Source organism: Agromyces sp. Soil535 (assembly GCF_001428255.1).
GTDB lineage: Bacteria > Actinomycetota > Actinomycetes > Actinomycetales > Microbacteriaceae > Agromyces.
This window is the reverse complement of record NZ_LMRW01000004.1, coordinates 114,828-137,278: the sequence shown is the minus strand read 5'-3', so window position 1 is coordinate 137,278 and position 22,451 is coordinate 114,828. Positions and strand designations below refer to the sequence as shown.

General features: G+C 71.0%; 18 protein-coding genes and 1 tRNA gene. 9 read left to right on the top strand and 10 right to left on the bottom strand.

All coding sequences use genetic code 11. The features are described from left to right. The first annotated feature begins 62 nt into the window (after window positions 1–62). The gene (locus tag ASG80_RS06265) at window positions 63–3,839 is read left to right on the top strand and encodes an SCO7613 C-terminal domain-containing membrane protein (protein ID WP_156401683.1); all 3,777 of its coding nucleotides are present in this window, start codon (window positions 63–65) and stop codon (window positions 3,837–3,839) included. Here the strand turns inward: ASG80_RS06265 and ASG80_RS06260 are convergent. After that, a complete protein-coding gene (locus ASG80_RS06260) occupies window positions 3,836–4,240 on the bottom strand; it encodes a nuclear transport factor 2 family protein (RefSeq protein WP_056729305.1) in 405 nt (134 codons plus the stop codon). The two genes, ASG80_RS06265 and ASG80_RS06260, sit on opposite strands and share 4 nt — an antisense overlap. A gap of 94 nt (window positions 4,241–4,334) precedes the next feature. Here ASG80_RS06260 and ASG80_RS06255 point away from each other — a divergent pair. The 5 genes from ASG80_RS06255 (at window position 4,335) to ASG80_RS06235 (ending at window position 8,339) form a co-directional block, all read left to right on the top strand. Then, window positions 4,335–4,408 (top strand) — tRNA-Gly (locus tag ASG80_RS06255). A 466-nt stretch (window positions 4,409–4,874) separates the two neighbouring features. Further along, window positions 4,875–6,416 (top strand): alkaline phosphatase family protein, encoded by a 1,542-nt coding sequence (locus tag ASG80_RS06250; RefSeq protein ID WP_056729304.1) that lies wholly within the window; start codon window positions 4,875–4,877, stop codon window positions 6,414–6,416. A 159-nt stretch (window positions 6,417–6,575) separates the two neighbouring features. Further along, on the top strand, window positions 6,576–6,974 hold the full coding sequence (locus ASG80_RS06245; protein WP_056729303.1) for a hypothetical protein: 399 nt from the start codon (window positions 6,576–6,578) through the stop codon (window positions 6,972–6,974). Between the two features lie 131 nt (window positions 6,975–7,105). Next, complete coding sequence (locus ASG80_RS06240; RefSeq protein WP_056729302.1) at window positions 7,106–7,594, top strand: Dps family protein; 489 nt, start codon at window positions 7,106–7,108, stop codon at window positions 7,592–7,594. A 43-nt stretch (window positions 7,595–7,637) separates the two neighbouring features. Beyond that, a complete protein-coding gene (locus ASG80_RS06235) occupies window positions 7,638–8,339 on the top strand; it encodes a hypothetical protein (RefSeq protein ID WP_056729301.1) in 702 nt (233 codons plus the stop codon). A 6-nt stretch (window positions 8,340–8,345) separates the two neighbouring features. Here ASG80_RS06235 and ASG80_RS06230 read toward each other — a convergent pair whose 3' ends face one another. The 8 genes from ASG80_RS06230 to ASG80_RS06195 all read right to left on the bottom strand — a co-directional run bounded on the left by ASG80_RS06230 (window position 8,346) and on the right by ASG80_RS06195 (window position 16,848). Beyond that, window positions 8,346–9,008 (bottom strand): response regulator transcription factor, encoded by a 663-nt coding sequence (locus ASG80_RS06230; protein WP_056729300.1) that lies wholly within the window; start codon window positions 9,006–9,008, stop codon window positions 8,346–8,348. Between the two features lie 76 nt (window positions 9,009–9,084). Then, complete coding sequence (locus ASG80_RS06225) at window positions 9,085–10,542, bottom strand: sensor domain-containing protein (RefSeq protein ID WP_235508206.1); 1,458 nt, start codon at window positions 10,540–10,542, stop codon at window positions 9,085–9,087. After that, on the bottom strand, window positions 10,532–12,073 hold the full coding sequence (locus ASG80_RS06220) for a multicopper oxidase family protein (protein ID WP_056729299.1): 1,542 nt from the start codon (window positions 12,071–12,073) through the stop codon (window positions 10,532–10,534). Before ASG80_RS06220 ends, ASG80_RS06225 begins: the two co-directional genes overlap by 11 nt. Window positions 12,074–12,151: 78 nt before the next feature. After that, a complete protein-coding gene (locus tag ASG80_RS06215; RefSeq protein WP_235508205.1) occupies window positions 12,152–13,675 on the bottom strand; it encodes an amidohydrolase in 1,524 nt (507 codons plus the stop codon). Beyond that, a complete protein-coding gene (locus tag ASG80_RS06210; protein WP_056729298.1) occupies window positions 13,672–14,316 on the bottom strand; it encodes an FMN-binding negative transcriptional regulator in 645 nt (214 codons plus the stop codon). Before ASG80_RS06210 ends, ASG80_RS06215 begins: the two co-directional genes overlap by 4 nt. Window positions 14,317–14,324: 8 nt before the next feature. Further along, window positions 14,325–15,329 carry an Fpg/Nei family DNA glycosylase gene (locus tag ASG80_RS06205; RefSeq protein WP_056729297.1) on the bottom strand — a complete coding sequence of 335 codons (1,005 nt, stop codon included), beginning with the start codon at window positions 15,327–15,329 and terminating at the stop codon, window positions 14,325–14,327. Between the two features lie 9 nt (window positions 15,330–15,338). Then, on the bottom strand, window positions 15,339–15,851 hold the full coding sequence (locus ASG80_RS06200) for a ribose-5-phosphate isomerase (protein ID WP_056729296.1): 513 nt from the start codon (window positions 15,849–15,851) through the stop codon (window positions 15,339–15,341). A 10-nt stretch (window positions 15,852–15,861) separates the two neighbouring features. Then, entirely contained in the window at window positions 15,862–16,848 is a 987-nt protein-coding gene (locus ASG80_RS06195) for a DUF2332 domain-containing protein (RefSeq protein WP_056729295.1), read from the bottom strand. Window positions 16,849–16,998: 150 nt separating this feature from the next. Between ASG80_RS06195 and ASG80_RS06190 the strand changes: the two genes are divergently transcribed. From ASG80_RS06190 to ASG80_RS06180, 3 genes are all read left to right on the top strand, one after another. Continuing rightward, entirely contained in the window at window positions 16,999–17,865 is an 867-nt protein-coding gene (locus tag ASG80_RS06190) for a hypothetical protein (protein WP_056729294.1), read from the top strand. Window positions 17,866–17,988: 123 nt separating this feature from the next. Continuing rightward, window positions 17,989–20,556 carry an aminopeptidase N gene (gene pepN, locus ASG80_RS06185; RefSeq protein WP_056729293.1) on the top strand — a complete coding sequence of 856 codons (2,568 nt, stop codon included), beginning with the start codon at window positions 17,989–17,991 and terminating at the stop codon, window positions 20,554–20,556. A gap of 114 nt (window positions 20,557–20,670) precedes the next feature. Then, complete coding sequence (locus tag ASG80_RS06180) at window positions 20,671–21,582, top strand: ABC transporter ATP-binding protein (protein WP_056729292.1); 912 nt, start codon at window positions 20,671–20,673, stop codon at window positions 21,580–21,582. Window positions 21,583–22,060: 478 nt separating this feature from the next. Here ASG80_RS06180 and ASG80_RS06170 read toward each other — a convergent pair whose 3' ends face one another. Then, window positions 22,061–22,405, bottom strand: coding sequence for a hypothetical protein (locus tag ASG80_RS06170; protein ID WP_056729290.1), 345 nt, complete (start codon window positions 22,403–22,405; stop codon window positions 22,061–22,063). Window positions 22,406–22,451: the final 46 nt, after the last annotated feature.

Below are 22,451 nucleotides of genomic sequence, written 5' to 3'. Positions count from 1 at the left end.
CCCCCGAACGGGCCCTGTGGAGGATCTGCCGCCACGCCGAGCGCTCGTGGCAGAGTGTGCGCATGACCGACCGCCCGAGTCCCGTCGGCGGGCCGGCGCCGCGCCGCTGGCCCGCCGATCCGACCCAACTCGTCGACACCACGTGCTGCCCGGCGTGCTTCAGTCCGCTCGCCTCGACGCGCTGCGCGGTGTGCGGGCTCGACCTCGCCGTTCCCGAGGCCGACGAGCTCCTCGGGCGTTCCGCGGCCGTCTACCGCGACGAGCTCGCCCGGCAGGAGCTCATCGACCGAATGCGTGTAGCACAAGCCGCACGCGAGGCGTGGGTCGACCTCGCGACGACGAGCGTGCCGGTCGAGTGGGCCGTCGCGGCGCCGGCAACGTCGTACCTGGCCGAGGCGGGCGCTCCGGTGGCATCCGTCACCACCCAGACGCAGGGCGAAACGTCCACGGCTGCCACGACCCCGAGCACGGTCGCCGCCGCTCCGCCGGCGGCCGCAGCCGTCGCGGCTCCCCCGGCTCCCCCGATCGCGTCCGCCGCCTCCGCCGCCGTCGAGCGCCGCAGTGGTCGGTCGGGCGTGCAGGTCCTCCTGCTCACGCTCGGCGTGGTGCTCATCTCCGTTACCGCGATCGTGTTCCTCTTCGTCGCCTACCTGGTCGCGAGCCTCGAGGTGCGCTCGATGATCATCGCGGGCGCCAGCGTGCTCGTGCTCGGCCTCGCGTGGGTGTTGCGCGCGCGTCGACTGCCGGGCACCGCCGAGGGCGTGGCTTCCGTCGCCGTCGTGCTGTTGCTGCTCGACGTGTGGATCGTGCGGGCCAACGAGCTGTTCGGCAGCGAGCGGCTCAGCGCCTCGGCGTACGCGGGCGTGGCGCTCGCGATCGTCGCGGGCCTGCTCGCCGCCACGCGAGCCGTGAGCGGCATCCGCGTGCCCGGGTACGCGGCCGCCGCACTCGCCCCGGTCTCGGCCTTCCTGCTGGCATACTCCATCGAGCCCGAGACCGCCGCCGGCGTCTGGTTGGGCGGCCTCGCGACCGCCGTGGTCGGGAGCGTCGTCGCGGGCGCCCTGCGCGCCTCGCCCGAGCGCGGCATCCTGCTCGCCGCCGGCTTCGTGGGCGGCGCGGCCGCCACGATCGACGCGCCGTGGGCCCTCCCCGAGGTCGCATGGGGGGCGTCGTGGGCGTTGCTCGGCGCCGGTGGGGCGTGGTTGCTGGCGGTGGTCGTGATCGCTCTCCGCGAGCGCGACACGACGTCGCCATGGAGCTGGATCGCAGCGGCGGCGCTCGGCGCGAGCGTCGCGCTGGCACCGGTGGTGGGATCGCTGCAGGAGCTCAACAGCCCTGACGCCCTGTGGATCGCACCTGCGGGAGCGGTCGTCGTCGCGTGCCTGTTCGCCGGAGCGGCGCGGGTCCTCCGTGCCCGTCGGGAGGTGCTCGCCGGGTTCGGCGCCGCCGCCGCGGTGGCGGCCGCCGCGGCGGTCGTCGGAGGACTCGCCGGGCTCCAGGCGATCGGCATCCGGGCGATGTCGGGCATCAGCCCATGGGCGTACGGCCCGACCGAGGCGTTGCCGTCGCCCGACGACGAGATCCACCTCGGTGCGGTGCTCGTCCCGCTGATCCTGGCCGCGGGCAGCGCCGCCGTGGTCGCGGTCTTCTCCCGACTCCGACAGCTCGCGGCGATCCCGGTCGCGTTCGCCGCCGCAGGCGCCGTGGTCGCGGCATCCGTTGCCCCCACGGTATGGCTCGCCGCATCCGCGCTCGTACTGCTCTCGGCGATCGCCCTCGCGATGGCCGCCGTGACCGGTCGCGCGGCCGTCCCGGGCCTGCTCGCGATCCTCGCGGTCGGAGGGACCTCGGCCGGCGCGATCGGTTGGAGCACCGCCTACTCGAGCGCTCCGGTCTGGCCGTGGACGATCGCCGCGCTCCTCGCCCTGGTGGTCGCCGGGCGGCTACTGGCCGCGCGCGTGTGGCCGACCGGGTCGGCACTCGGGATCGGCGCGGCGCACCTCGCCGCCGTCGCGGTGCTCGTCGGTGTCGTCGCGTTCTCGATCCCGTCATGGCTCGATGCGGCGGCCGATCCGCCGGTGGACCCCTGGCAGTCACCGTGGATGTGGCTGGGCACCGTCGCCTCGATCCTGCTCGGCGCCGCCCTCCTCGTGCCGCGCATCCCCCCGCTCGATCGCACGAGCATGACGCTGCCGCTGCTCGTCGGGGTGACCGCGGGTGCGATGGCCACGGCATTCGACGACGCGCCGCTCGGATGGCTGCCGGCCACGCTCGGAGCCGCCGTCGTGGTCGTCGGGATCCGCCCCTCCGCGTCGTCCCTCGTGCGCGGCGCCCTCGCCGCCGTCGCCCCGCCGCTCGTCGCGCTCGCGCTCGGCGCCGCATTCGACGCGGTCCCGGATGCCCCCGCCTTCGTCGTCGGCACCGCAGCCGGCGTCCTCCTCGCGGCGGCCGCCGGCCACGCCGCGTTGCCACGTGCGGCTGGAGCCCCGAGGCTGGCGTGGAGCCTCTCGGTGGGCTTGGCCGGCACCCTCGCACTCGCGTCGGCGCCGTTCGCCGGCGACGAGGCCTGGCTCCTCCTGCTCCTGCTTGCTCCGGTGCCGGTGCTCATCGCGTCGCTCCACGACGACCCGATCGCCGGCGACTCGCCGAGCCGGCACGTCTCGTGGCTCAGTCTGCCGATCGCGGTGGGCGCCGCTTGGGCGTGGCTCGCGGGCAACGGTGTCGACGATGTCGAGGCGTACACGGTGCCGCTCGCCGTCGCGCTCCTGGGCGCTGGTGGCCTGATCACCTGGCGTCGAACGGCACCGTCGACCCGCTCCTCCGGCCGCACCGCCCTGTTCGCCTCCGCGGCGGCCGTGCTCGTGCTGCCGAGCGTCGCGTCGAGTACCGAGTCGGAGCTCCGCACGCTCGTGCTCGTCGCCGCCGGCACCGTGGTGGCGATCGCAGCAGCGTTCCTCCCAGAGGCGGCACGCGGGGTTCCGATTCGCCTGCTCGGCGTCGCCGCCGGCTGGGTCGCGCTGACGGGCGCGGCCCTGGTGCGCGGTTCCGCGGTGGCCGCGGGCGCGGCGAGCGGCCTGCCCGTGGAGTTCTGGCCGGCGCTCGCCCTCGCAGCCGGCGCCGTGATCGCGGTCATCTGGGCGCGCACCGCCTCGCATCCCGCCCTGTTCGCCGAGACGATGCTCGGGGCGTCGGTGGTCGCGGCATCCGTGCCCACCGTGCTCGCCATCCTGTGGGACGGGCAGCCGCTGCTGCGCGCCGCCGTGCTCTTCCCGGCGCTTGCCGCCGCCCACATCGCGGGCGCCGCCACCACGTCGCGACCGATCGCTGGGCCGGTCTTCGCCTGGAGCACCCTCGGGGTGCTCGTGCTCGGCGGGGTCGCAGTGCTGGTGCCCGGCGTGGTCGATCCCTTCGACGTGGTCACCGCCTCGGTGGGCATCGCGCTCATCGGCGCCGGTGCGGTGCGGATGTCGCGGACCCCCGGCCTGGGCAGCTGGCCGGCGCTCGGGCCGGGGTTGGCGGTGCTCCTGCTGCCCGCGCTCGTGGCCGACTTCACGGACCCCGAGCTATGGCGGCTGATCACGCTCGGCGTCATCGCGGCCGCGGCCGTCGTGGTCGGCGCCGCGCGCCGGCTGCAAGCCCCGCTGCTCCTCGGCGGTGCCGTGCTGCTCGTGCACGCGATCGCGCAGCTCTGGCCTTGGATCACCTGGCTCTACGAGGCCGTCTGGTGGTGGCTGTGGCTCGGCATCGCGGGCGTGATCCTCGTGGTCCTGGCCGCGACCTACGAGCGGCAGCTGCGACTCGCCCGCGGGGTCGCGCGGTCGATCGCCGAGCTGCGTTAGGACGCCGGCGGCGGATGCGACGCGGCATCCGTCATGTGCTCCACCCACGCCGCACGCCAATCGGGCGCGGGGAACGGCTGCGACCAGTACGCCGTCTCCTTCGCGATCTTCCCGTCGCGAAGCTCGAAGACGAGCACCGTCTGGTACACCGCCTCGTCGCCGTAGTCGAGCGAAGCCTCGAGCACCCACAGGTCCCCCTCCCCGATGATGCGCCGGGGCGTGACGGTCGGCAGCCGCGGGAAGGAACGATAGATGCCACGCCGGTTGTCACCGCCGACGATGCGCTCGCCGGACTGCGGCCACTCCATGACCGCGTCCTCGTGGAAGACGGCGTCCATGCCGTCGACGTCACCGGCATTCAGCGTCGCGACCAGTGCTTCGACCGTCTCTCGCCCGCTCATGCGCGTGCTCCCTCGAACGGATGCGGCGCGCACGCCTGCAATGGCCGACCGCGGCCGTGTACTACGATGATCCAGTGCCCGCGAGCGGGCGCGCGCGGATGTAGCTCAATGGTAGAGCCTCAGTCTTCCAAACTGATTACGCGGGTTCGATTCCCGTCATCCGCTCCACTGGAAGCGCCGTTCTGACCGGATATCTCCTCTGGGCTTCGTTCCTCTTCGCCCAGCTGGGTGCAGCCATCGCTGTAGCCATCGTGACCTACGGTGACCCACGCAAGTGGTCGAACGCCTCAGCGCCACGTATGCGGACGAAGATGACCAAGCGGGATGAGCGCAGCATCGATCCAGTTCGACCCCACCGCTCGGCACAACCCACCGTGGAAGCCCTCCACGCTTCCTCAGGGCCAGCTCGACCAGTTCGACATCCTCCACAGGCAACAGGCTCGACGATATGGGCAGTGGTCGACGTCACCGGGCCGTGGCCTCCGAGCTGGCTGCACTCGATGCGAGCCGGGCACTGAACGCCGCCAACGGTGGCGGGGAGCCGTCCTGGGTCGGGACAATTACACCGACAGCGATGTCAAGAACCTGGGGGTTGATCATGGCACGCAGTAATCACAAACGGTTCGATCACGTTGTGGCGGTGATGTTCGAGAATCGATCCTTCGACAACCTGTTGGGCCATCTGTACGAGCCCGGCGAGGTGCCGTCGTTCGAGGGCGTCATCGGCAAGGACCTGTCGAACCCGATCCCGAGTTATGCGCCGGGAGCCGAGCGTGGCGTGGTGCCGCTGCACGTGGCGACGTCCATGGACGCGCCGAACCCCGATGCGGGTGAGGAGCATCCCCACACGAACACGCAGTTGTTCGGGATCGTGGCACCCGAGAGCAACCGGTTCGTGTCCTACGAGGCCATGCAGGTGCCGTTCAACGCCCCGGATGATCCGGCGCGGGTGCCGACGATGGACGGCTTCGTCCTCGATTACGTCAACACGTTCCGCAGCGAGATGGGTCGGCTGCCCGAGTACGACGAGTACGCGCAGATCATGTCCTGCTACACGCCCGAACAGGTCCCGGTCATCTCAACCATCGCCAGGGGGTTCGCGACCTTCGATCATTGGTTCTGCGAGGTGCCCTCGCAGACGTTCACGAACCGGTCGTTCTACCACGCGGGGAGCGCCTCCGGTCTGGTGGTGAACGCCGCCCAACCACATCAGGCCGACGCGCTCCCTGCGATGGACAGCTTCCCGAAGCACAACGACGCTGAAACCATCTTCGAAAGACTCGAGGCCGCGGGGCTCTCGTGGCGTGTCTACGTGGACCCCGACATGCCGTTCTCGATCACGGGGCTGATCCACACGCCCCGGCTTCACGAGCGGTTCGCCACCCACTTCTCGACTCTCGATGACTTCTTCGAGGACGCCGAGCACGGGAAGCTGCCCACCTATTCGTTCATCGAGCCGAACCTGCTGCACGCGCACAACGACTACCACCCGGCGTTCAACGTACTCTTCCCCGGGCTCTCGGCTGACCCCCCGTCGTCGATCCTGGGCGGGGAGGAACTGCTGGCTCGCATCTATTCCGCCATCCGCGCCTCGTCGACGCCGGATGGGTCGAACTACGCCAACACCTTGTTCATGGTCTCGTTCGACGAGCATGACGGTAACTACGACCACGTCCCGCCCCCGAGCGCTCCTCCGCCCGACCCGGCAGCTCCTCCCGGCGAGATGGGTTTCCGCTTCGATCGCTCGGGTATCCGCATCCCGACCCTTGCCGTATCCGCCTACATCGACCCGATGACCGTCGTGACCGAGGAGTACCGCAACACCTCAGTGATACGGACGCTCAGGGAGCGCTTCTCCCTCGGACCACCCCTTACCGGGCGCGATGCGGTCGCCGCGGACATCGCCCCGATCCTCACGCGGGATGCGCCGCGTCCCCAGGAGGACTGGCCCGAGGTCACTGCTCGCCCGGTGCCCCCGCTGCCCGGGACGATGGTCCAGATGGACAAGCCGCTGCCTCCGCTCGGCAAGTACCTCCTCGGCGTGGCCATCGCGTTGGACACGATGAACACCGGGCACGTACCCGCCATCGACCCGATGACCGCAACCGGTCAACAGGCCCACGATTACGTCCTGGAGAGGCAAGCCCGCATCTGGCCGGGACTCGTCCGCCGTTAGGGCGTCTGGGGCGGCGGTGGTCCGTACCTCGCCGACGCGCGTCGAGTGCTGCGCAGATCACGCATCGGGTCAGCCCCGGGTGCGGGGGGTGGAGCCCTCCCCATCGCGTCGGCGGCCGGCCGACAGTACTCTGGCGTCTCACCCACCGAGAGGCAGAGCATGACCGAGATGAACCCCGCCGCCCAGGTCCCGCCCGGATGGCACATGGAGCCCGCGACGGGGCGCATGCGGTGGTGGGACGGCGCTGCCTGGGGTGTGTATCAGCAGCACGTCGCGCCGGTCGGCTTCGTGGGCCCGGCGGCGCCGACCGCTCGGAACGGGTTCGCCGTTGCGGCACTCGTGCTCGGCATCTGGGGCTTCGTCACGACGTGGATTCCGCTGTTCATCGGTCTCTTCTTCGGAGGCATTCCCGACATCCTCGCGATCGTCTTCGGCATCCTCGGTGTCGTGCGCGCGAACCGGTCGGGCGGTCAGGGCATGGCACTCGCCGTCATCGGCCTCATCCTCGGGTCGCTGGCGTTCCTCTCGATCTTCCTCGGCGCCGGCACGATCTGGTGAGGATCGCACGAGGGTGACGGCATCCGTCGACCCGGTGTCAACCCCTGGTCAGCCGAGCCTTCCCTTCCTTGAAATACCGGGGCGGGCGCGTAGCGTTGAACTCGACATACGCCCCACGGAAGGTGAACACGATGACCGACATCCAGACCGCACCGAAGACCGGCTCGAAGGCCGACGTCGCTGCAGGCGTCTCCCAGTACCTCACTCCGGTCGTGCACGAACTCGTCGCCCTCGCCGTGAACGGCAAGCAGGCGCACTGGCATGTGCGGGGGGCGAACTTCATCGCCGTGCACGAGCTGATCGATGAGGTCGTCGCTCACGCGCAGGACTGGTCCGACACCGCCGCCGAGCGAGTCGTCGCGCTGGGCCTTCCGATCGACGGCCGTCTTGCGACGATCGCCGCGAAGAGCGGCGCCGAGAACCCGAAGCTCGGTTTCCTGCCGTACGACGAGGCGATCGCGGGCATCGTCACGCAGATCGATCTCGCGACCGAGAAGGTGAACGCCGCGATCGAGGGCCTCGCCGAGCTCGACCCGGCCAGCCAGGACGTGGTGATCGAGATCCGCCGCGGCCTCGACAAGGACCGCTGGTTCCTGTTCTCGCACATCGCCGTGAAGTAGTCCGCCGATGGCGGGCCGACGGGCCCGGGTGCAGAATGCCGCTATGACGGCGGATGCATCCGGGCCCGTCCCGTCTCCCGACGACGACGTCGCGCGGCTCACCGACGCGCAACGTTCGCTGCGCGCCCAGATGCTCGCGACCGAGCATTGGAGCCTCCTGGCCTCGCGTTCGACGACGCAGAGCGAGGTGCTCACTCGCATCGCGATCTTCCTGACCCTCGTCTCGGCGGGGCTGGTCACGCTCGGCGTGCTCGGCAACGCGACCGAGTTCCGCGGGTGGTTCGGAGTCGCTGCGCTCGGCGTGCTCCTCCTGCTCATGCTCCTCGGCGTGATCACGCAGTTGCGGGTGTTCAACACCGCGACGGAGGACCTCGTCTACGTCCTCGCAATGAATCGCCTGCGCGCCGCCTACATCGACCTCGATCCGGGCATCGAGAAGTACTTCATGATGGGCACGACCGATGACATGTCCGGGACGCAGCAGACGTACTACGCGTTCGCCGCCCGGGATCGCTCGCAGGTGTTCGCGAGCTCGATGATGCTGATCCTCGTCGTCCATGCGGCACTCGTCGGGCTCTTCGGCGGCGCGCTGACGTACGCGCTCTCCGCCTCGGTCGGCTGGTCGATCACCGTCGGCGTCACGCTCGCGGTCGCCGCGTTCGTGGCGTGGATGGCCTGGGGCTACCGCGGCTATTTCCGAGTGTGGCGCCTGCACGAGCCCCTGCGCTCGAGCGCCGGCACATAGCCTCGCCTAGCGCTGCAGCCAGGTGAGCACGGCGAGCACACGACGGTGGTCGGTGCCGGAGTCCTCGAGCCCGAGCTTCTGGAAGATCGACGTGACGTTCTTCTCCACGGCGCCGACGCCGATGAAGAGCTGCTTCGCGATCCCCGCGTTGGTGCGGCCCTCGGCCATGAGCGCCATGACCTCGCGCTCGCGCGGCGTGAGCGTCGCGAGCGGATCGCTCCGGCGCGACAGCAGCTCTCGCACCACCTGCGGGTCGAGCACGGTGCCGCCCTCGCTCACGCGCTGCACGGCGTCCTCGAGCTCGTCGAGCGAGGCGACGCGGTCCTTCAGCAGGTACCCCATGCCGCCCTCGCCCGACGAGAGCAGCTCGTGGGCGTAGGTGCCCTCGACGTACTGGCTGAGCAGCAGCACCCCGAGCTTCGGATGCCGCCGGCGCAGCTCGATCGCCGCGCGCACGCCCTCGTCGCGGAAGGTCGGCGGCATCCGCACGTCGAGCACGGCGAGGTCGGGCGTGGTGTCGTCGATCTCAGCGAGGAGTCCGTCGGCATCGCCGTACGAGCCGACCGTCTCGAACCCCGCCTCGTCGAAGAGCCGCACGAGTCCCTCCCGCAACAGCACGGAGTCCTCGGCGAGCACGATGCGCAGGGGGCGGCGGGCGGCATCCGTCATGACCTTCACCTTATCGGCGTCGCCACGGCGACGGCCCCGGCGCTGGTGGTCGCCGGGGCCGTCGGGGCGTCGGTGCTCAGACCGCGTCGGATGCCGCGAGCGGCACGTACGGCACGTGCGCGCCGATCGTGGTGGGCCCGCCGGCGGGACTGTCGATCACGAGCAGCCCACGCAGGCCCTGCACGCGCTCGTCGAGCCCGGAGAGCCCGTGCCCGGGCGTGACCACCGCGCCACCGTGACCGTTGTCGGTGACCCAGACATCGATCCAGTGACCGGCCGCTCCTTCGTCGCGGGTGCCCACGCGCAGGCGGATCGAGGTCGCGCCAGCGTGCTTGGCGGCATTCGTGAGGAGCTCGGCGGCGAGGAAGTACGCGTTCCGCTCGATCGGTGCGGGCAGCGCGCCATCCGCGAGGTCGACCTCTACGATGACCGGCACGGGGCTGCGCGAGGCGAGCGACTCGAGCGCGGCCGCGAGGCCGCGGTCCTGAAGGATCGGCGGGGCGAACCCGCGGGAGAGGGCGCGGAGCTCGTCGAGGGCCTCGCGTGCCTGGTCGCGCGCCTCGCCGACGAGCACCTTCGCCGAGTCGGGGTCCTGCTCGAGCCTGCGCTCGATCGTCGCGAGGTCCATCTGCAGGCGCACGAGGCGCTGCTGCGGGCCGTCGTGGATGTCGCGCTCGAGTCGGCGGAGCGACGCATCCTCGGCCTGCACGGCGGCGCCGCGCGACGCGGCGAGCTGGGCCACCTCGACCTCGAGCGCCTCGGAGCGCCACGCGCCGAGCATTCCCCGGGCGATCACGTCGTGCAGGAGCGTGAGCCCGCGGTACACGAACGGCAGCGTGGCGAGGAAGATGAGGCCGACGATGAACTCGAAGATCGGCTCGGCGACCTGCGGGTCGATGTTCACGCCTTCGCCCGGCAGCAGCCAGTCGAGAACGACCTCGCTGAGCCAGACCTCGCGCCCGTCGTCGGGGATGTAGCGCTGCCAGATCCAGCCGGTCGTGCCGCCGAGTGCGACCGAGGTCCACGCGACGGTCAGGCTCCACGTGACGACGCTCACGATCGGGTTGATCACCAGTCCGTGCAGGAAGTAGAGCCAGTAGTGGCCGTCGATGAACGGCGCGAACAGCGTGCGCCAGAAGCCCTGGTCGCGGTCGGCGCGATCCCACGCGGGCCGCTTGACCTCCCGGCGGCCCGCCCACTGGAGCCGCACGAGCTCGAGGGTGCCGAAGCCGCGGGCGATGAAGAGCGCGGCGACGACGATGAAGATGCCGAACACCAGGAAGATCAGCCCGAGGCCGGTGAAGAACACGCTCGACAGCACGGTGAGGCCGAGGATCGCGATGGGCATGGTGAGGATGAGGAACGCGAACTCGCGAGGAACGCTCACCCAGAGGGCGCCGTAGCCGCGGCGCCGCGGCGCGGCATCCGTCGTGGTGCTGGTCATGGTGCCGGCGCTCGCCTCCTCGGTGCGGCCGGGTCGGAGGATCGCGGTCGCGTCGTCCGGGTGATCGTTGGGCACGGTATCAGTGCTCATGGTCGGTTCCTCCTGTCATCGTGGCAGACTGACCCGGTTCGACAACGGCGAACTGGCCCATCATGCCTTGGTCTTCGTGCCACAGCAGGTGGCAGTGGTACATGTACGGGGTGTCGGGATCGGTGTAGTCCTCGAAACGCAGGACCAGCACGAACTCGGTCTCGGGGCGGGCGAAGATCGTGTCCTTCCAGCCCGAGAGCTCGGGAGGCGGCGGTGATCCGTCGATCGAGGCGATGCGGAACTGCACGTCGTGCACGTGGAAGCTGTGCGGCATCTGGCTCGTGTTGGTGACGATCCAGCGTTCGGCCGTGTCGACCGTGACGGTCTCGTCGATCCGGCCCATGTCCATCTCCGAGTCGTTGATCTCGAAGCCGTTGAGCGTGAAGCTGCGGGTCGTGACGACCTGCGCCGCGTCGACGGGCGGCAGGGTCGCGAGTCGATCCGGCAGGTCGGAGGCGGCGTCGAGCGTGTCGGCGGCACGCAGCTCGAGCACGTCGAACGAGTCGGTGCCGCCGTTCATCGCGGCGATCGAGTCGATCATGCCCGCGGACTCGGCGGTCGCCTCCGACCGCAGCACGAGCCGCTCTCCGGGCTCGACCCGCACGAGCACCTCGGCGCGTTCGCCGGGTGAGAGCATCACCCGGTCGAGCTCGACGGATGCCTCGAGCAGGCCGCCGTCGGTCGCGATGAGCTCCACGGGGCGACCGTCGCCCCACGTGAACGCGTAGCTGCGCGCCGTCGAGGCGTTGAGGAGGCGGAGTCGCAGGAGCTCGTCGTGCACGTCGAGGTAGGGGCCGCGCGTGCCGTTCACGAGCAGCTCGTCGCCGAGCCCGCCGGCGAAGCCGCGCGGGTTCGCCTCCTGCTCCCCTTCCGCGGAGAAGCCCGTGTCCTGCACGATGACCGGCACGTCGTTGACGCCGTACTCGCCAGGGAGGCCGAGCGCCTGCTCGGCGTCGTCCCGGATGAGGAACATGCCGGCGAGGCCGCGCGAGACGTGGTCCTCGGTCTCGCCGTGCGGGTGCGGGTGGTACCAGAGCGTCGCCGCCTGCTGGTCGATGTCCCACTCGGGCGACCACGTGGCATCCGGGTCGACCATCTGGTGCGGACCGCCGTCCATCTCGGCGGGCAGGTGCATGCCGTGCCAGTGCACGGTCGTGGGCTCCTCGAGCGAGTTCGTGACGTCGACGCGCACGTGCTCGCCGCGCTTCGCGACGAGGGTGGGCCCGAGGTAGCTGCCGTTGAAGCCCCAGGTGTCGCTCGGCTCACCCGGCTCGAACTCGGTCGCTCCGGCTTGCGCCTCGAGCGAGAAGACCCGAGTGCCGTCGGCGTCGAGACTCGACTCGGCGAGCGGCGGGATCGCGAGGGGCTTGTCGAAGTCGACCTTGCCGATCGTGGAGACGGGGGCCGGACCGGCGAGGCCGCAGCCCGCGAACGAGACGGCGACGAGTGCGCCCGCGGCGACGGCGGCGAGGGCGCCCACGGCGGCACGGGGTCTGCGGATCCTGGCGGGGATCTGACGTGTTGCTGGCATGGTTCCAGCCTCGCGAGACCGGCCCGGCCGACCCAGCCGGTGTGCGCCCGGATCGCTTCGGGGGTTTACCCCCGTGGGTCAGCGCACCTCGTGGGTGATGCGCCCGCCGACGAGGGTCGAGGCGACCGGCATACGCCTCAGGTCGTCGACGGATGCCGCGAACGGGTCGAGCTCGACGATGGCGAGATCGGCGGGTGCGCCGACTTGGATCTCCGCCCCCCTGCCGCCGGTCGACGCCGCGAGCGCAGCACGCGTTTCGATCGCCTGCTCGGGATGCCACGGCTCGCGTCCGTCGCGCGTGCGCCCGACGGCTGCCGCAATAGCGACCCACGGGTCGAGCGGGGCGACCGGGGCGTCGGATCCGAGCGCGAGCTCCACGCCGGCCGCGGCGAGCTCCGCGAGCATGAAGGCGCGGTCGGTGCGGCCCGCCCAGTACCGGTCGGCCACGTCGCGGTCGTCCATCGCGTGTTCGGGTTGCACGCTCGCGAGGATGCCGAGGCGCGCGAAGCGGCCGACGTCCTCGTGGCGCAGGAGCTGGGCGTGCTCGATCGATCCCGTGCAGCCGACCGCCTCGAACGCGTCGAGCACGCGGGCGTTGGCACGGTCGCCGATGGCGTGCACCGCGGGCGTGATGCCCGCGGCGTCCGCCCGGCTCATGAGCGACACGACCTCGTCGTAGGGCACGGTCGCGAGGCCGAACGGGTGCTCGTCGCCGCCGAGGCCCGGGTACGGATCGAAGCACCATGCGGTGCGGGTGTTCAGCGAGCCGTCGGTGATGACCTTGTAGCCGCCGACGGTGACGAGGCCGCCCGTGCCGGGCACCTCGTCGCCGGTGCGGAGCCCCTGGGCGATCGCGCGGTCGAGGTGCTGGGTGTAGATGCCGAACGACACCCGCAGCAGGTCGAGGCCGCCGCCGACGCGACGAGCCCAGTCGTCCCGGTTCCAGCGCATCTCGTAGTCGGTGATGCCGACGACCCCGCGAGCCGCGGCCGCAGCTGCGGCGTCGGCGACCCATGCGTCGAGCACCTTGTCGGGCACGTCATCGAGTTCGCGCATGAGGCGGAAGCAGTCGTCCTCGCGCAGCACGCCGCTCTCCCCCGCCGCCTCGGCGGCACTGAACCGACGCGCGGCGGCCGAGTTCAGCCAGCAGGCGTGCAGGTCGGCCGCGACGAGCACGACCGGCACCTCGCCCGACACAACGTCGAGCATCGCCCGGCTCGGGGCAGCCGGCCACAGTCCGTCGCGATACCCGAAGCCGACGACTTCGGCGGCGCCGGCATCGACGGATGCCGCGACGAGCGCCGCTGCAGCAGCTGCGGATTCCACACCGGCCAGGTCGAGGCGGCGCGACATCATCGCCCACTGCGAGAAGTGCACGTGCCGGTCGCGCAGCCCCGGGATCACCCAGGTGCCGTGCAGGTCGAGGTGTCGGGCGCGGTCCGGGATCGAGGCCGCGTCGACCGCCGCGGGCGTGATCGCCGCGACGCGGCCGCCCGCGACGTGCACGTCGACGGGCTCGGCGCGCCCCGGGATGCGCGCGCCCGCGAGCACGAGTGCGTCCGCGGCATCCGTCGTGACGGCGCTCGACGCCTCGCCGATCACGCTCGCGCCGCCCGCAGCGCAGCGTGCGTGCGCCGCATCTCGGCGGCGAGGGCGGGACTCGCATAGGGGCCGTCTCCCTCGAGCTCGGCGATGATGCGGTCGACCGTCTCGGCCGGCTGGTTCTGGCTCATCTTGTTCTTCGCGACGAATCGCGTGATCGGGATGCGGAGGCCGACGGTGCCCTGGGCGATGCGGTCGGCGTAGGCCGAGTTCTCGGCGGTGCCTCGCATGCGGCGCGGTTCGGGCAGGGCGTCCTCGAAGTGGTCGACGAGCGCCTCGAGCACGCGGAGGTTCTCGTCGGCGTCGAGCAGTTCGGGCGTGCCGTAGAGGTGGGCGGTGACGAAGTTCCAGGTCGGCACCGCCGGATTCGCGTCGTACCAGCCGGGCGAGATGTACCCGTGCGGGCCCTGCACAATGACCATCACCTCGTGGCGTCCGAGCTCGTGCACGACCTCGTCGGGGCGGCCGACGTGGGTGAGCAGCACGATGCCGGAGGCATCCTCGTCGAGGAGCACCGGGCAGTGCGAGGCGACGAGGCCCGCGGCATCCGTCATGCTCACGATCGTCATCCACGGGTGCTCGCGGATGACGCGCTTCACGCCATCCTCGCTCGCGAGGGTGAAACTGGGGTTCTGTCGCATGGATCTCCTCAGGCCTGGCAGTAGGGGCACCAGTACAGCTTGCGGCCGCCGACCACCTCGACCACGATGTTCGTGCCGCAGACACGGCACGGAAGGCCCTCGCGCTTGTACACCCAGTGCCGGTCGTCGCGATTCGCCATGGCCGCACGCCAGGCGTCGGGGTCGAGGTCGTCCATGGTCATCATCTGGCCGGTCTCGACGCCGATACGCAGCAGCTTCGCCCAGTCCTGCCAGAGGTGCCGCACGTGCTCCTCGGGCACCTGCCTGCCCGGCGTATGCGGGTTCTGCCGCGCCCGGTACAGCAGCTCGGCGCGATAGACGTTGCCGATGCCCGCGACGACGTTCTGGTCCATGAGCAGGAGCCCGATCGGCGTGGCCTTCTTCCGGACCGCCGCAGTGAACCGCTGCTCGGCGCCGGGGCCGCCGTCGATGAGCGGATCGGGTCCGAGCTTCGCGACGACGGACTCGACCTGGGCCGGGTCGAGCACCTCGCACGCGGTCGGGCCGCGCAGGTCGGCGCAGATCGTGTCGGTGAGCAGGCGAACGCGCACCTGGCCCACGGGCTCGGGCGGGAACGTGTCGAAGCCGTTCCCCTCCTTCTCGGACTCGGACATGCGCAGGCGCTTGCGCCGCGGCGCGCCGATCGAGGTGAGCGAGTTCTCGCCTGCCGTGTCGAAGACCACTGCGTCGGGGTTCGGGCCCTCGAGGAACGTGCCGCGCTGGTTCGTCTGTCCCATGCGGCCGTTGGCCGACGCGATCGTGGCGTCCATCAGGATGTCGCCGGCGAAGTCCCAGGCCCCGTACATGCCGAGGTGCACGCGCAGCCACCGGTCGCCCTCGAAGCCGAGGAACATCTGCTTGCCCACGGCGCGGGCATCGGTCATCCGGCGCCCGTCGAGTTCGGCCGCGCCCTGCGCGAACCTGCCCTGGGGGCTCGACGCGTGCACGACGTGGCCGACGAAGTTCCGCTCGAACTGGCGGGTGATGCGGTGGACGGAGTGTCCCTCGGGCACGGGTGCGTCCTAACCCTCGCCAGCTGCATCGGACGGTGCGTCGACGCCCTTGCCGGCGATGTCGCCGGTGGTCTCGTACTCCGCGAGCTGGGCGATGCGCCGAACATGCCGCTCGTCGCCCGAGAACGGCTCGGCCATGAACGCGTCGATGTAGCGGATCGCCTCCTCGACCGTGTGCTGCCGGGCGCCGATCGAGATGACGTTGGCGTCGTTGTGCTGGCGGGCGAGGATCGCGGTGTCCATGCTCCACACGAGCGCCGCGCGGACGCCCTTGACCTTGTTCGCGGCGATCTGCTCGCCGTTGCCCGACCCGCCGAACACCACGCCGAGGGTGCGCACGCCCGCGGCCTGGTCGCGCGCGACCGCCTGCGCCGCGTTGATGCAGAACGCCGGGTAGTCATCGAACGGGTCGTACTCGGTGGGGCCGTGGTCGACGACCTCGTGACCGCCGTTGGTCAGGTGGTCGACGAGCGTGCGGCTGAACTCGAGGCCGGCGTGGTCGGTCGCGATGTGGATGCGCATGGGGCCAAGTCTAGGGATTCGGCACCCACCGGATGGCGCGGCCGTGCGGCTGCGCCCAGGCCAGCTGCACGCCGTCGAACGCGAGCACGAGGTCGGTGCTCTCGTTGGCCACTTCGTCCCGCAGACGGACGCCCGCGAGCACCGTCCGCGGTTCCACGGAGAGCCAGTGGCCCGGCAGGGCGCGCACCGTCTCGGTGAAACGCTCGCGGCCGACCCGGTCGAGATACATCAGCACGACCGTGTGGAAGACGACGAGGGTGGCCTCGTCGGGCACGTCGGCAGCAAGTGCATCGAGCCGCTCGTTGAGGTCGCCCGCCACGATGCGGGGCGTGTCGGCGGCGGCGATGGCTGCGGCCGAGCGCAGCCGTTCGCGACGGTCCTCGTGTTCGGGCCACACGAGTGCGTCAAGCCAGGCGAGATCGTCCGGGTGCCGAACGTCGAGCGGGTTGAGGTCGATGCCGCCGCGCCAGACGACTTCGGGCAGCCGGATCGGCACCGGCACCGGGCCGCTCGCCTCACAGTCGAGCACGACGGTGCTCGGGCCGTCGGCCGGATCGAGCTGCGGATGCCCGGAGTAACGGTAGCTGTACCGGTCGGGGTAGAGGCAGAGCCCGGCGGATGCGCCGACCTCGAGCAGCGCGATCGGTCCGTCGATCCCGGCGATCGCCGGCACGTGCAGGGCGCATCGTGCCGCCTCGTTGGTCTGCGTCGCGTGGGTGAGCGCGGTCGCCCGCACCTCGATCCAGTGCGCGTGGAGCCAGTCGCGGAACAGGTGGTACGGCCCGCTCGGCCCGCCCTGGAACCGGGCCGAGGAGAAGACGAGATTCGGCTGGCGCTTCGCCGCGGGCAGCTCGTCGATCAGCGCGATCGTCCCGGGGTCGCCGGCGACACCCCTGGCCCAATCCTCGTAGGTGGCGGACATCCCGCGCGCCTCGACGTCGGCGAAGGCCCGGTATCGCTCGGCCGTCGGCGCCGTGGCATCCGTGCTGGTCGACATACGGCCACGGTATGTCGGCCGAGTGGCGCGGTCAACGCGGCCAACGCGGCCGGCCGGCGTGCGTCGTCCTGCCGTGTTCTGGGGGCGGCGCGGATCGACATGCCGCACTAGGCTCGGCGCGCAGTCCGGTTCGGCCGGAACGGAGGTCCGATGCTGATCGTGATCGTCTGCGGCGCGCTGGTCGCCATCGCCCTCGCCCTGTGCGCCGTGTGGGGCGGCGAGCGACTGGTCGAGCCCGAGTTCCCACCGGCGACCCCTTCGGGCGCCGCGGCCACGACCTCTCGTCTGCGTCGCCACCTCGACGGACTCCGCCTCTTCGGCTGGTGGGCCTCCATGTTCCTCGTCGTGGGCACCATTTCGGGTCTCCTGGTCACGGGCGCGGGCGGACGCCTCGCCATGCGACTGCTCGCCATCACGTCGCCAGAGGCGACAGGTCGGCTCACCGAGGCGGGGGCGAACGTCGGCGAGATGACCGTCGAGGGCACGATCGCCTACCTCGTGTTCGGCGGCCTGCCGTTCGCCTTCGCCTCGACCGCGCTGTACCTGCTCGTGGCGCCTTGGCTCCCTCGTGGACGCCTCGCGGGACCGGTCTTCGGCCTGGCCGCGTTCATCCTGGCGGCGCCGTTCATCGACCCGCTGCGGGCCGACAACGTGGACTTCGACATCGTGGGACCCGGGTGGCTGTCGGTGCTCGTGTTCGCGGCGCTCGCCGTGGTGCAGGGCGCGTTCCTCGCCGCGTTCGCCGGACGGTTGAGCCGCAGCCTCCCGCTCATGACGCGGAGGACCTGGCCCGAGACCCTCATGCCCCTGCTGCTGGCAGTCGTGCTGTTCCCGCTCGGCGCGGTCCTCGCGGTCGGCGCGCTCGTCACGTTCGCGCTTCCCCGCCTCCTGCCGTGGTTCCTCGCCGTACGGGCCTCGCGCTGGGGCGTCATCATCGGGCGCGCGCTTCTGGCCGTCGGCGTGCTCACGGCGCTGCCCGCGTTCGTGGCGTCGGTCGTGTCCATCTGGGGGCGATGAGCCCGCGACATCCGGGGGCGAACGGCGTTGGCGCAGACTGATGCGCGCGCCATGCCCGCGACTAGGCTGGGTCACGTTGCCTGCGGCCACGAGCCGCGATGACGAGCCGCCGAAGGAGCGCACGTGCCCGGAGAGAACCTCACCAGAATCGAAGCCGAGGAGCGCGCTGCGCTCGTGACGGTGCACGACTACGACGTCGTGCTCGACGTGACCACCGGGCCGGACGTGTTCCGCAGCCGGACGACGGTGCGGTTCGCCGCGACCGAGGGTGCCTCGACGTTCATCGATGCGATCACGGCCGAGGTGCACTCGGTCACCCTGAACGGGGTCGCGCTCGACCCGGCCGAGGTGAGCGACGGGGTGCGCATCCAGCTGCCGAGCCTCGCCGCCGAGAACGAGCTCGTCGTCGTCGCCGACGGCCGGTACATGCACACGGGCGAGGGACTGCACCGGTTCGTCGACCCCGTCGATGGCGAGGCGTACCTCTACACGCAGTTCGAGGTGCCCGACTCGCGGCGCATGTTCGCGGTGTTCGAGCAGCCCGACCTGAAGGCGTCGTTCCGCTTCACCCTGACCGCCCCCGCGCACTGGGAGGTCGTGTCGAACTCCCCCACGCCCGCGCCCGTCGACGCGGTCTCGACGGGCTCGACCGACACCCCGGCGAAGACGTGGTCGTTCACGCCCACCCCCCGCATCTCGAGCTACATCACTGCGCTCGTCGCCGGACCCTACGCGGTCGTTCGCGACGAGCTCACCTCTGCCGACGGCCGCGTCATCCCGCTCGGCGTCTTCAGCCGCAAGAGCCTCTCGCAGTACCTCGACGCCGACTACATCTTCGAGAAGACCAAGCAGGGCTTCGAGTACTTCGAGGGGAAGTTCGGCGTGCCGTACCCCTTCGAGAAGTACGACCAGATGTTCGTACCCGAGTACAACGCCGGCGCCATGGAGAACGCGGGCGCGGTGACCTTCACCGAGTCCTACGTCTTCCGCTCCAAGGTGACGGATGCCGTGCGCGAGCGCCGCGTCGTCACGATCCTGCACGAGCTCGCGCACATGTGGTTCGGCGACCTCGTGACCATGAAGTGGTGGAACGACCTGTGGCTGAACGAGTCGTTCGCCGAGTGGGCCTCCACGATCGCCACCGCAGAGGCCACCGAATGGACCGAGGCATGGACCACGTTCAACTCGATGGAGAAGAGCTGGGCGTACCGCCAGGACCAGCTGCCCTCGACGCATCCGGTCGTCGCGACCATCAACGACCTCGAGGACGTGCAGGTCAACTTCGACGGCATCACCTACGCCAAGGGCGGGTCGGTGCTGAAGCAGCTCGTCGCGTGGGTCGGCGTCGACGCGTTCTTCCAGGGCGTCTCCGCCTACTTCACGAAGCACGCGTGGGGCAACACCACGCTGGCCGACCTGCTCGCCGAGCTCGAGATCGCGAGCGGTCGCGACCTCTCGGACTGGTCGGGGCTCTGGCTCGAGACCGCGGGCGTGAACACGCTGCGTCCCGAGATCGCGACGGATGGCGCGGGCGCCATCACCTCCTTCGCGGTGCTGCAGTCGGCGCCCGCCGATCACGCCACGATCAGGCCGCACCGCCTCGCGATCGGCTTCTACAACCTCACCGCCGGCAAGCTGGTGCGCGACCATCGCGTGGAGCTCGACGTCGACGGCGAGCGCACCGAGATCGGCGAGCTCGTGGGGCTCGCCCGCCCCGACCTCGTGCTGCTCAACGACGACGACCTCGCCTATGCGAAGATCCGGCTCGACGAGGCCTCGCACGGCGTCGCCCTCGCGAACCTCTCCGAGATCGCGGACCCGCTGGCACGTGCCCTCGTCTGGAGCTCGGTGTGGGATGCCACGCGCGACGCGGAGACCCGCGCGAGCGACTACCTGGCGCTCGTGCTCGGCAACATCGCGAGCGAGACCGAATCCACGACGCTGCGCATCGTGCTCGCGAACGCGGTCCTGGCCGCGAGCGCCTATACGACGCCCGAGCGCCGTGCCGAATCCCGCCGTGCCCTCGCCGACGGCTTCTGGCACCTCGCCCAGGAGGCCGCGCCCGGCAGCGACGCGCAGTTCCAGTTCGTGATGAACTTCGCCGCCATCGCCGAAGCGGGTTCCCACGTCGACCAGCTCGCCGCGCTCTACGACGGGTCGCTCGCGCTCCAGGGCCTCGAGATCGACACCGACCTCGGCTGGGAGCTGCTCATCGCGCTGGTCGCCGCAGGGCGCGCCGGCGACGCCGAGATCGACGAGCGGCTCGCGAGCGACAACACGGCGACCGGCCAGCAGTCCGCCGCGCACGCCCGCGCCGCGATCCAGACCCTCGAGGGCAAGGAGCGCGCATGGTCGTCGCTCATCGACGTCGACACCGCGACGAACACCGTCGTGCGCGAGACGGCTGAGGGCTTCCTCCGGGCGAGCGACCCGGCACTGCTCGAGGCGTTCGTCGAGCGGTACTTCGCGATGCTCGAGCCGATCTGGGAGGCGCGCAGCTACGCGATCGCCGAGAAGCTGGTCGACGGCCTCTACCCGTCGCCGCTCGCGAACTTGGCGCTCGCCGACGCGAGCCGTGCATGGCTCGACTCGCACCCCGACGTGCCGGCACTCCGACGCCTCGTGGTCGAACGTCTCGCGGGCATCGACCGGGCGCTCGCCGCGCAGGAGCGCGACGCGCAGGACGCGTAGCCGCACGTCATCCCTCGGGGCGGCGGGCGTGGTACCTCGGTACCACCGCCCGCCGCCCCGAAACCGTCCCGGGGTCCGATGTGCCGGACTCGCGGCATCCGTAGCGTCGAAGCCATGATCACTGCAGAAGGACTCACCAAGCGATACGGCGCGAAGACCGCCGTCGACGGCCTCGACTTCACCGTGCCCCCCGGACGCGTCACCGGCTTCCTCGGCCCGAACGGCGCCGGCAAGTCGACCACGATGCGCATGATCGTGGGACTCGACCGCCCGAGCGCCGGGCACGTCACGGTCAACGGGAAGCCGTTCGCCCGGCATCGGGCACCGCTGCACGAGGTGGGCGCGCTCCTCGACGCGAAGGCGGTGCACACCGGCCGAACCGCCGAGCACCACCTCCTGGCCATGGCGGCCACGCACGGCATCGGCCGGCAACGCGTGCGCGAGGTCATCGAGCTCACCGGACTCGAGTCGGTCGCCCGCAAGCGAGTCGGCGGATTCTCGCTCGGCATGGGCCAGCGCCTCGGCATCGCCGCAGCGCTGCTCGGCGACCCGGCCACGCTCCTCTTCGACGAGCCCGTCAACGGGCTCGACCCCGAGGGCGTGCTCTGGGTTCGCCGGCTCGTGCGCAACCTGGCCGCCGAGGGGCGCACCATCTTCCTCTCATCGCACCTGATGAGCGAGATGGCCCTCACCGCCGACCACCTCATCGTGCTCGGCAAGGGCCGCATCATCACGGATGCCCCGGTCGCCGAGGTCATCGCGGGCGGCACCCGCTCCCGTGTGCACGTGCGCTCGCCGCACGCGTCGCAACTCGCAGACCTGCTCGCAGGCCCCGACGTGACCGTCATGCGGTCGGAGACGGGCGCGCTCGAGGTCACCGGCATCGAGGCATCGGGCATCGGCGACCTCGCCGCGCAACACGCCCTCGCGATCCACGAACTCACCCAACAGAACGCGTCGCTCGAGGAGGCCTACATGGCCCTCACCGCCGACGCCGTCGAATACCGTACGGAGGCACTCCGATGACCACCATCACCCCTACCGCGCCGCGAGTCGCGCCGCACTCCCCAGCGACCTCGCTGAGCTTCGGCGGCGTGCTCCGTTCCGAGTGGATCAAGCTGCGGACGCTGCGGTCGACCGTCTGGTCGTACCTCTCCGTCGTCGTGGTCATGCTCGGGCTCGCCCTCGCGCTGACGCGCACCGTCGTCAGCGGCGACGAGATCGCCTCCGGCGCCCTGGGCGGCGGCGCCGCGGCGCAGGCCGGCCTCCTCGTCCAGTCCTCCACGTTCGGCGTCTTCCTCGCGCAGCTCGTCGTCGCGGTGCTCGGCGTGCTCGTCATCACCGGCGAGTACAGCACGGGCATGGCTCGGTCGACGTTCATCGCGGTGCCCAAGCGCCTCCCCGCACTCGCCGCGAAGGCCGCCGTGCTCTTCGTCGTGACCTACGTCGTCAGCCTGGTGGCGGGGATCGGCGCGTATTTCGTCTCTGCGGCCGCGTACTCGGGCTACGACATCTCGGCGAGCCTCACCGACCCCGACGTCTTCATGCCGATCCTCGGCGCGGCGCTGTACCTGGCGCTCCTCGCCGTGTTCTCGCTCGGTGTCGGCACCATGGTGCGCTCGAGCGCCGGCGGCATCAGCATCGTGTTGGCGTTCATCCTGGTCGTGCCGACGATCCTCCAGATGATCCCGTCGGACTGGGCGCAGGACATCCACCCGTACCTGCTCTCCATGGCCGGAAAGAACATGTTCGCCCCCACCGAGATCACGGGCACCGAGACGCTCACGGCCTGGCAGGACCTGCTCGTGGTGCTCGGCTGGGTCGCCGCGTCGGGCACGGCGGCCGCCACGCTGCTCGTGAAGCGCGACGCGGCTCGCCCCCGACCACCCGGACGC

What these genes read in the sequence shown, in the direction of transcription:
- ASG80_RS06190 (WP_056729294.1), top strand. Translation starts at nt 16,999, where the DNA reads ATGCTGATCGTGATCGTCTGCGGCGCGCTGGTCGCCATCGCCCTCGCC.
- ASG80_RS06265 (WP_156401683.1), top strand. Translation starts at nt 63, where the DNA reads ATGACCGACCGCCCGAGTCCCGTCGGCGGGCCGGCGCCGCGCCGCTGG.
- ASG80_RS06240 (WP_056729302.1), top strand. Translation starts at nt 7,106, where the DNA reads ATGACCGACATCCAGACCGCACCGAAGACCGGCTCGAAGGCCGACGTC.
- ASG80_RS06230 (WP_056729300.1), bottom strand. Translation starts at nt 9,008, where the DNA reads ATGACGGATGCCGCCCGCCGCCCCCTGCGCATCGTGCTCGCCGAGGAC.
- ASG80_RS06235 (WP_056729301.1), top strand. Translation starts at nt 7,638, where the DNA reads ATGACGGCGGATGCATCCGGGCCCGTCCCGTCTCCCGACGACGACGTC.
- ASG80_RS06195 (WP_056729295.1), bottom strand. Translation starts at nt 16,848, where the DNA reads ATGTCGACCAGCACGGATGCCACGGCGCCGACGGCCGAGCGATACCGG.
- ASG80_RS06245 (WP_056729303.1), top strand. Translation starts at nt 6,576, where the DNA reads ATGACCGAGATGAACCCCGCCGCCCAGGTCCCGCCCGGATGGCACATG.
- ASG80_RS06260 (WP_056729305.1), bottom strand. Translation starts at nt 4,240, where the DNA reads ATGAGCGGGCGAGAGACGGTCGAAGCACTGGTCGCGACGCTGAATGCC.
- ASG80_RS06225 (WP_235508206.1), bottom strand. Translation starts at nt 10,542, where the DNA reads ATGAGCACTGATACCGTGCCCAACGATCACCCGGACGACGCGACCGCG.
- ASG80_RS06180 (WP_056729292.1), top strand. Translation starts at nt 20,671, where the DNA reads ATGATCACTGCAGAAGGACTCACCAAGCGATACGGCGCGAAGACCGCC.
- ASG80_RS06220 (WP_056729299.1), bottom strand. Translation starts at nt 12,073, where the DNA reads ATGCCAGCAACACGTCAGATCCCCGCCAGGATCCGCAGACCCCGTGCC.
- ASG80_RS06210 (WP_056729298.1), bottom strand. Translation starts at nt 14,316, where the DNA reads ATGCGACAGAACCCCAGTTTCACCCTCGCGAGCGAGGATGGCGTGAAG.
- ASG80_RS06200 (WP_056729296.1), bottom strand. Translation starts at nt 15,851, where the DNA reads ATGCGCATCCACATCGCGACCGACCACGCCGGCCTCGAGTTCAGCCGC.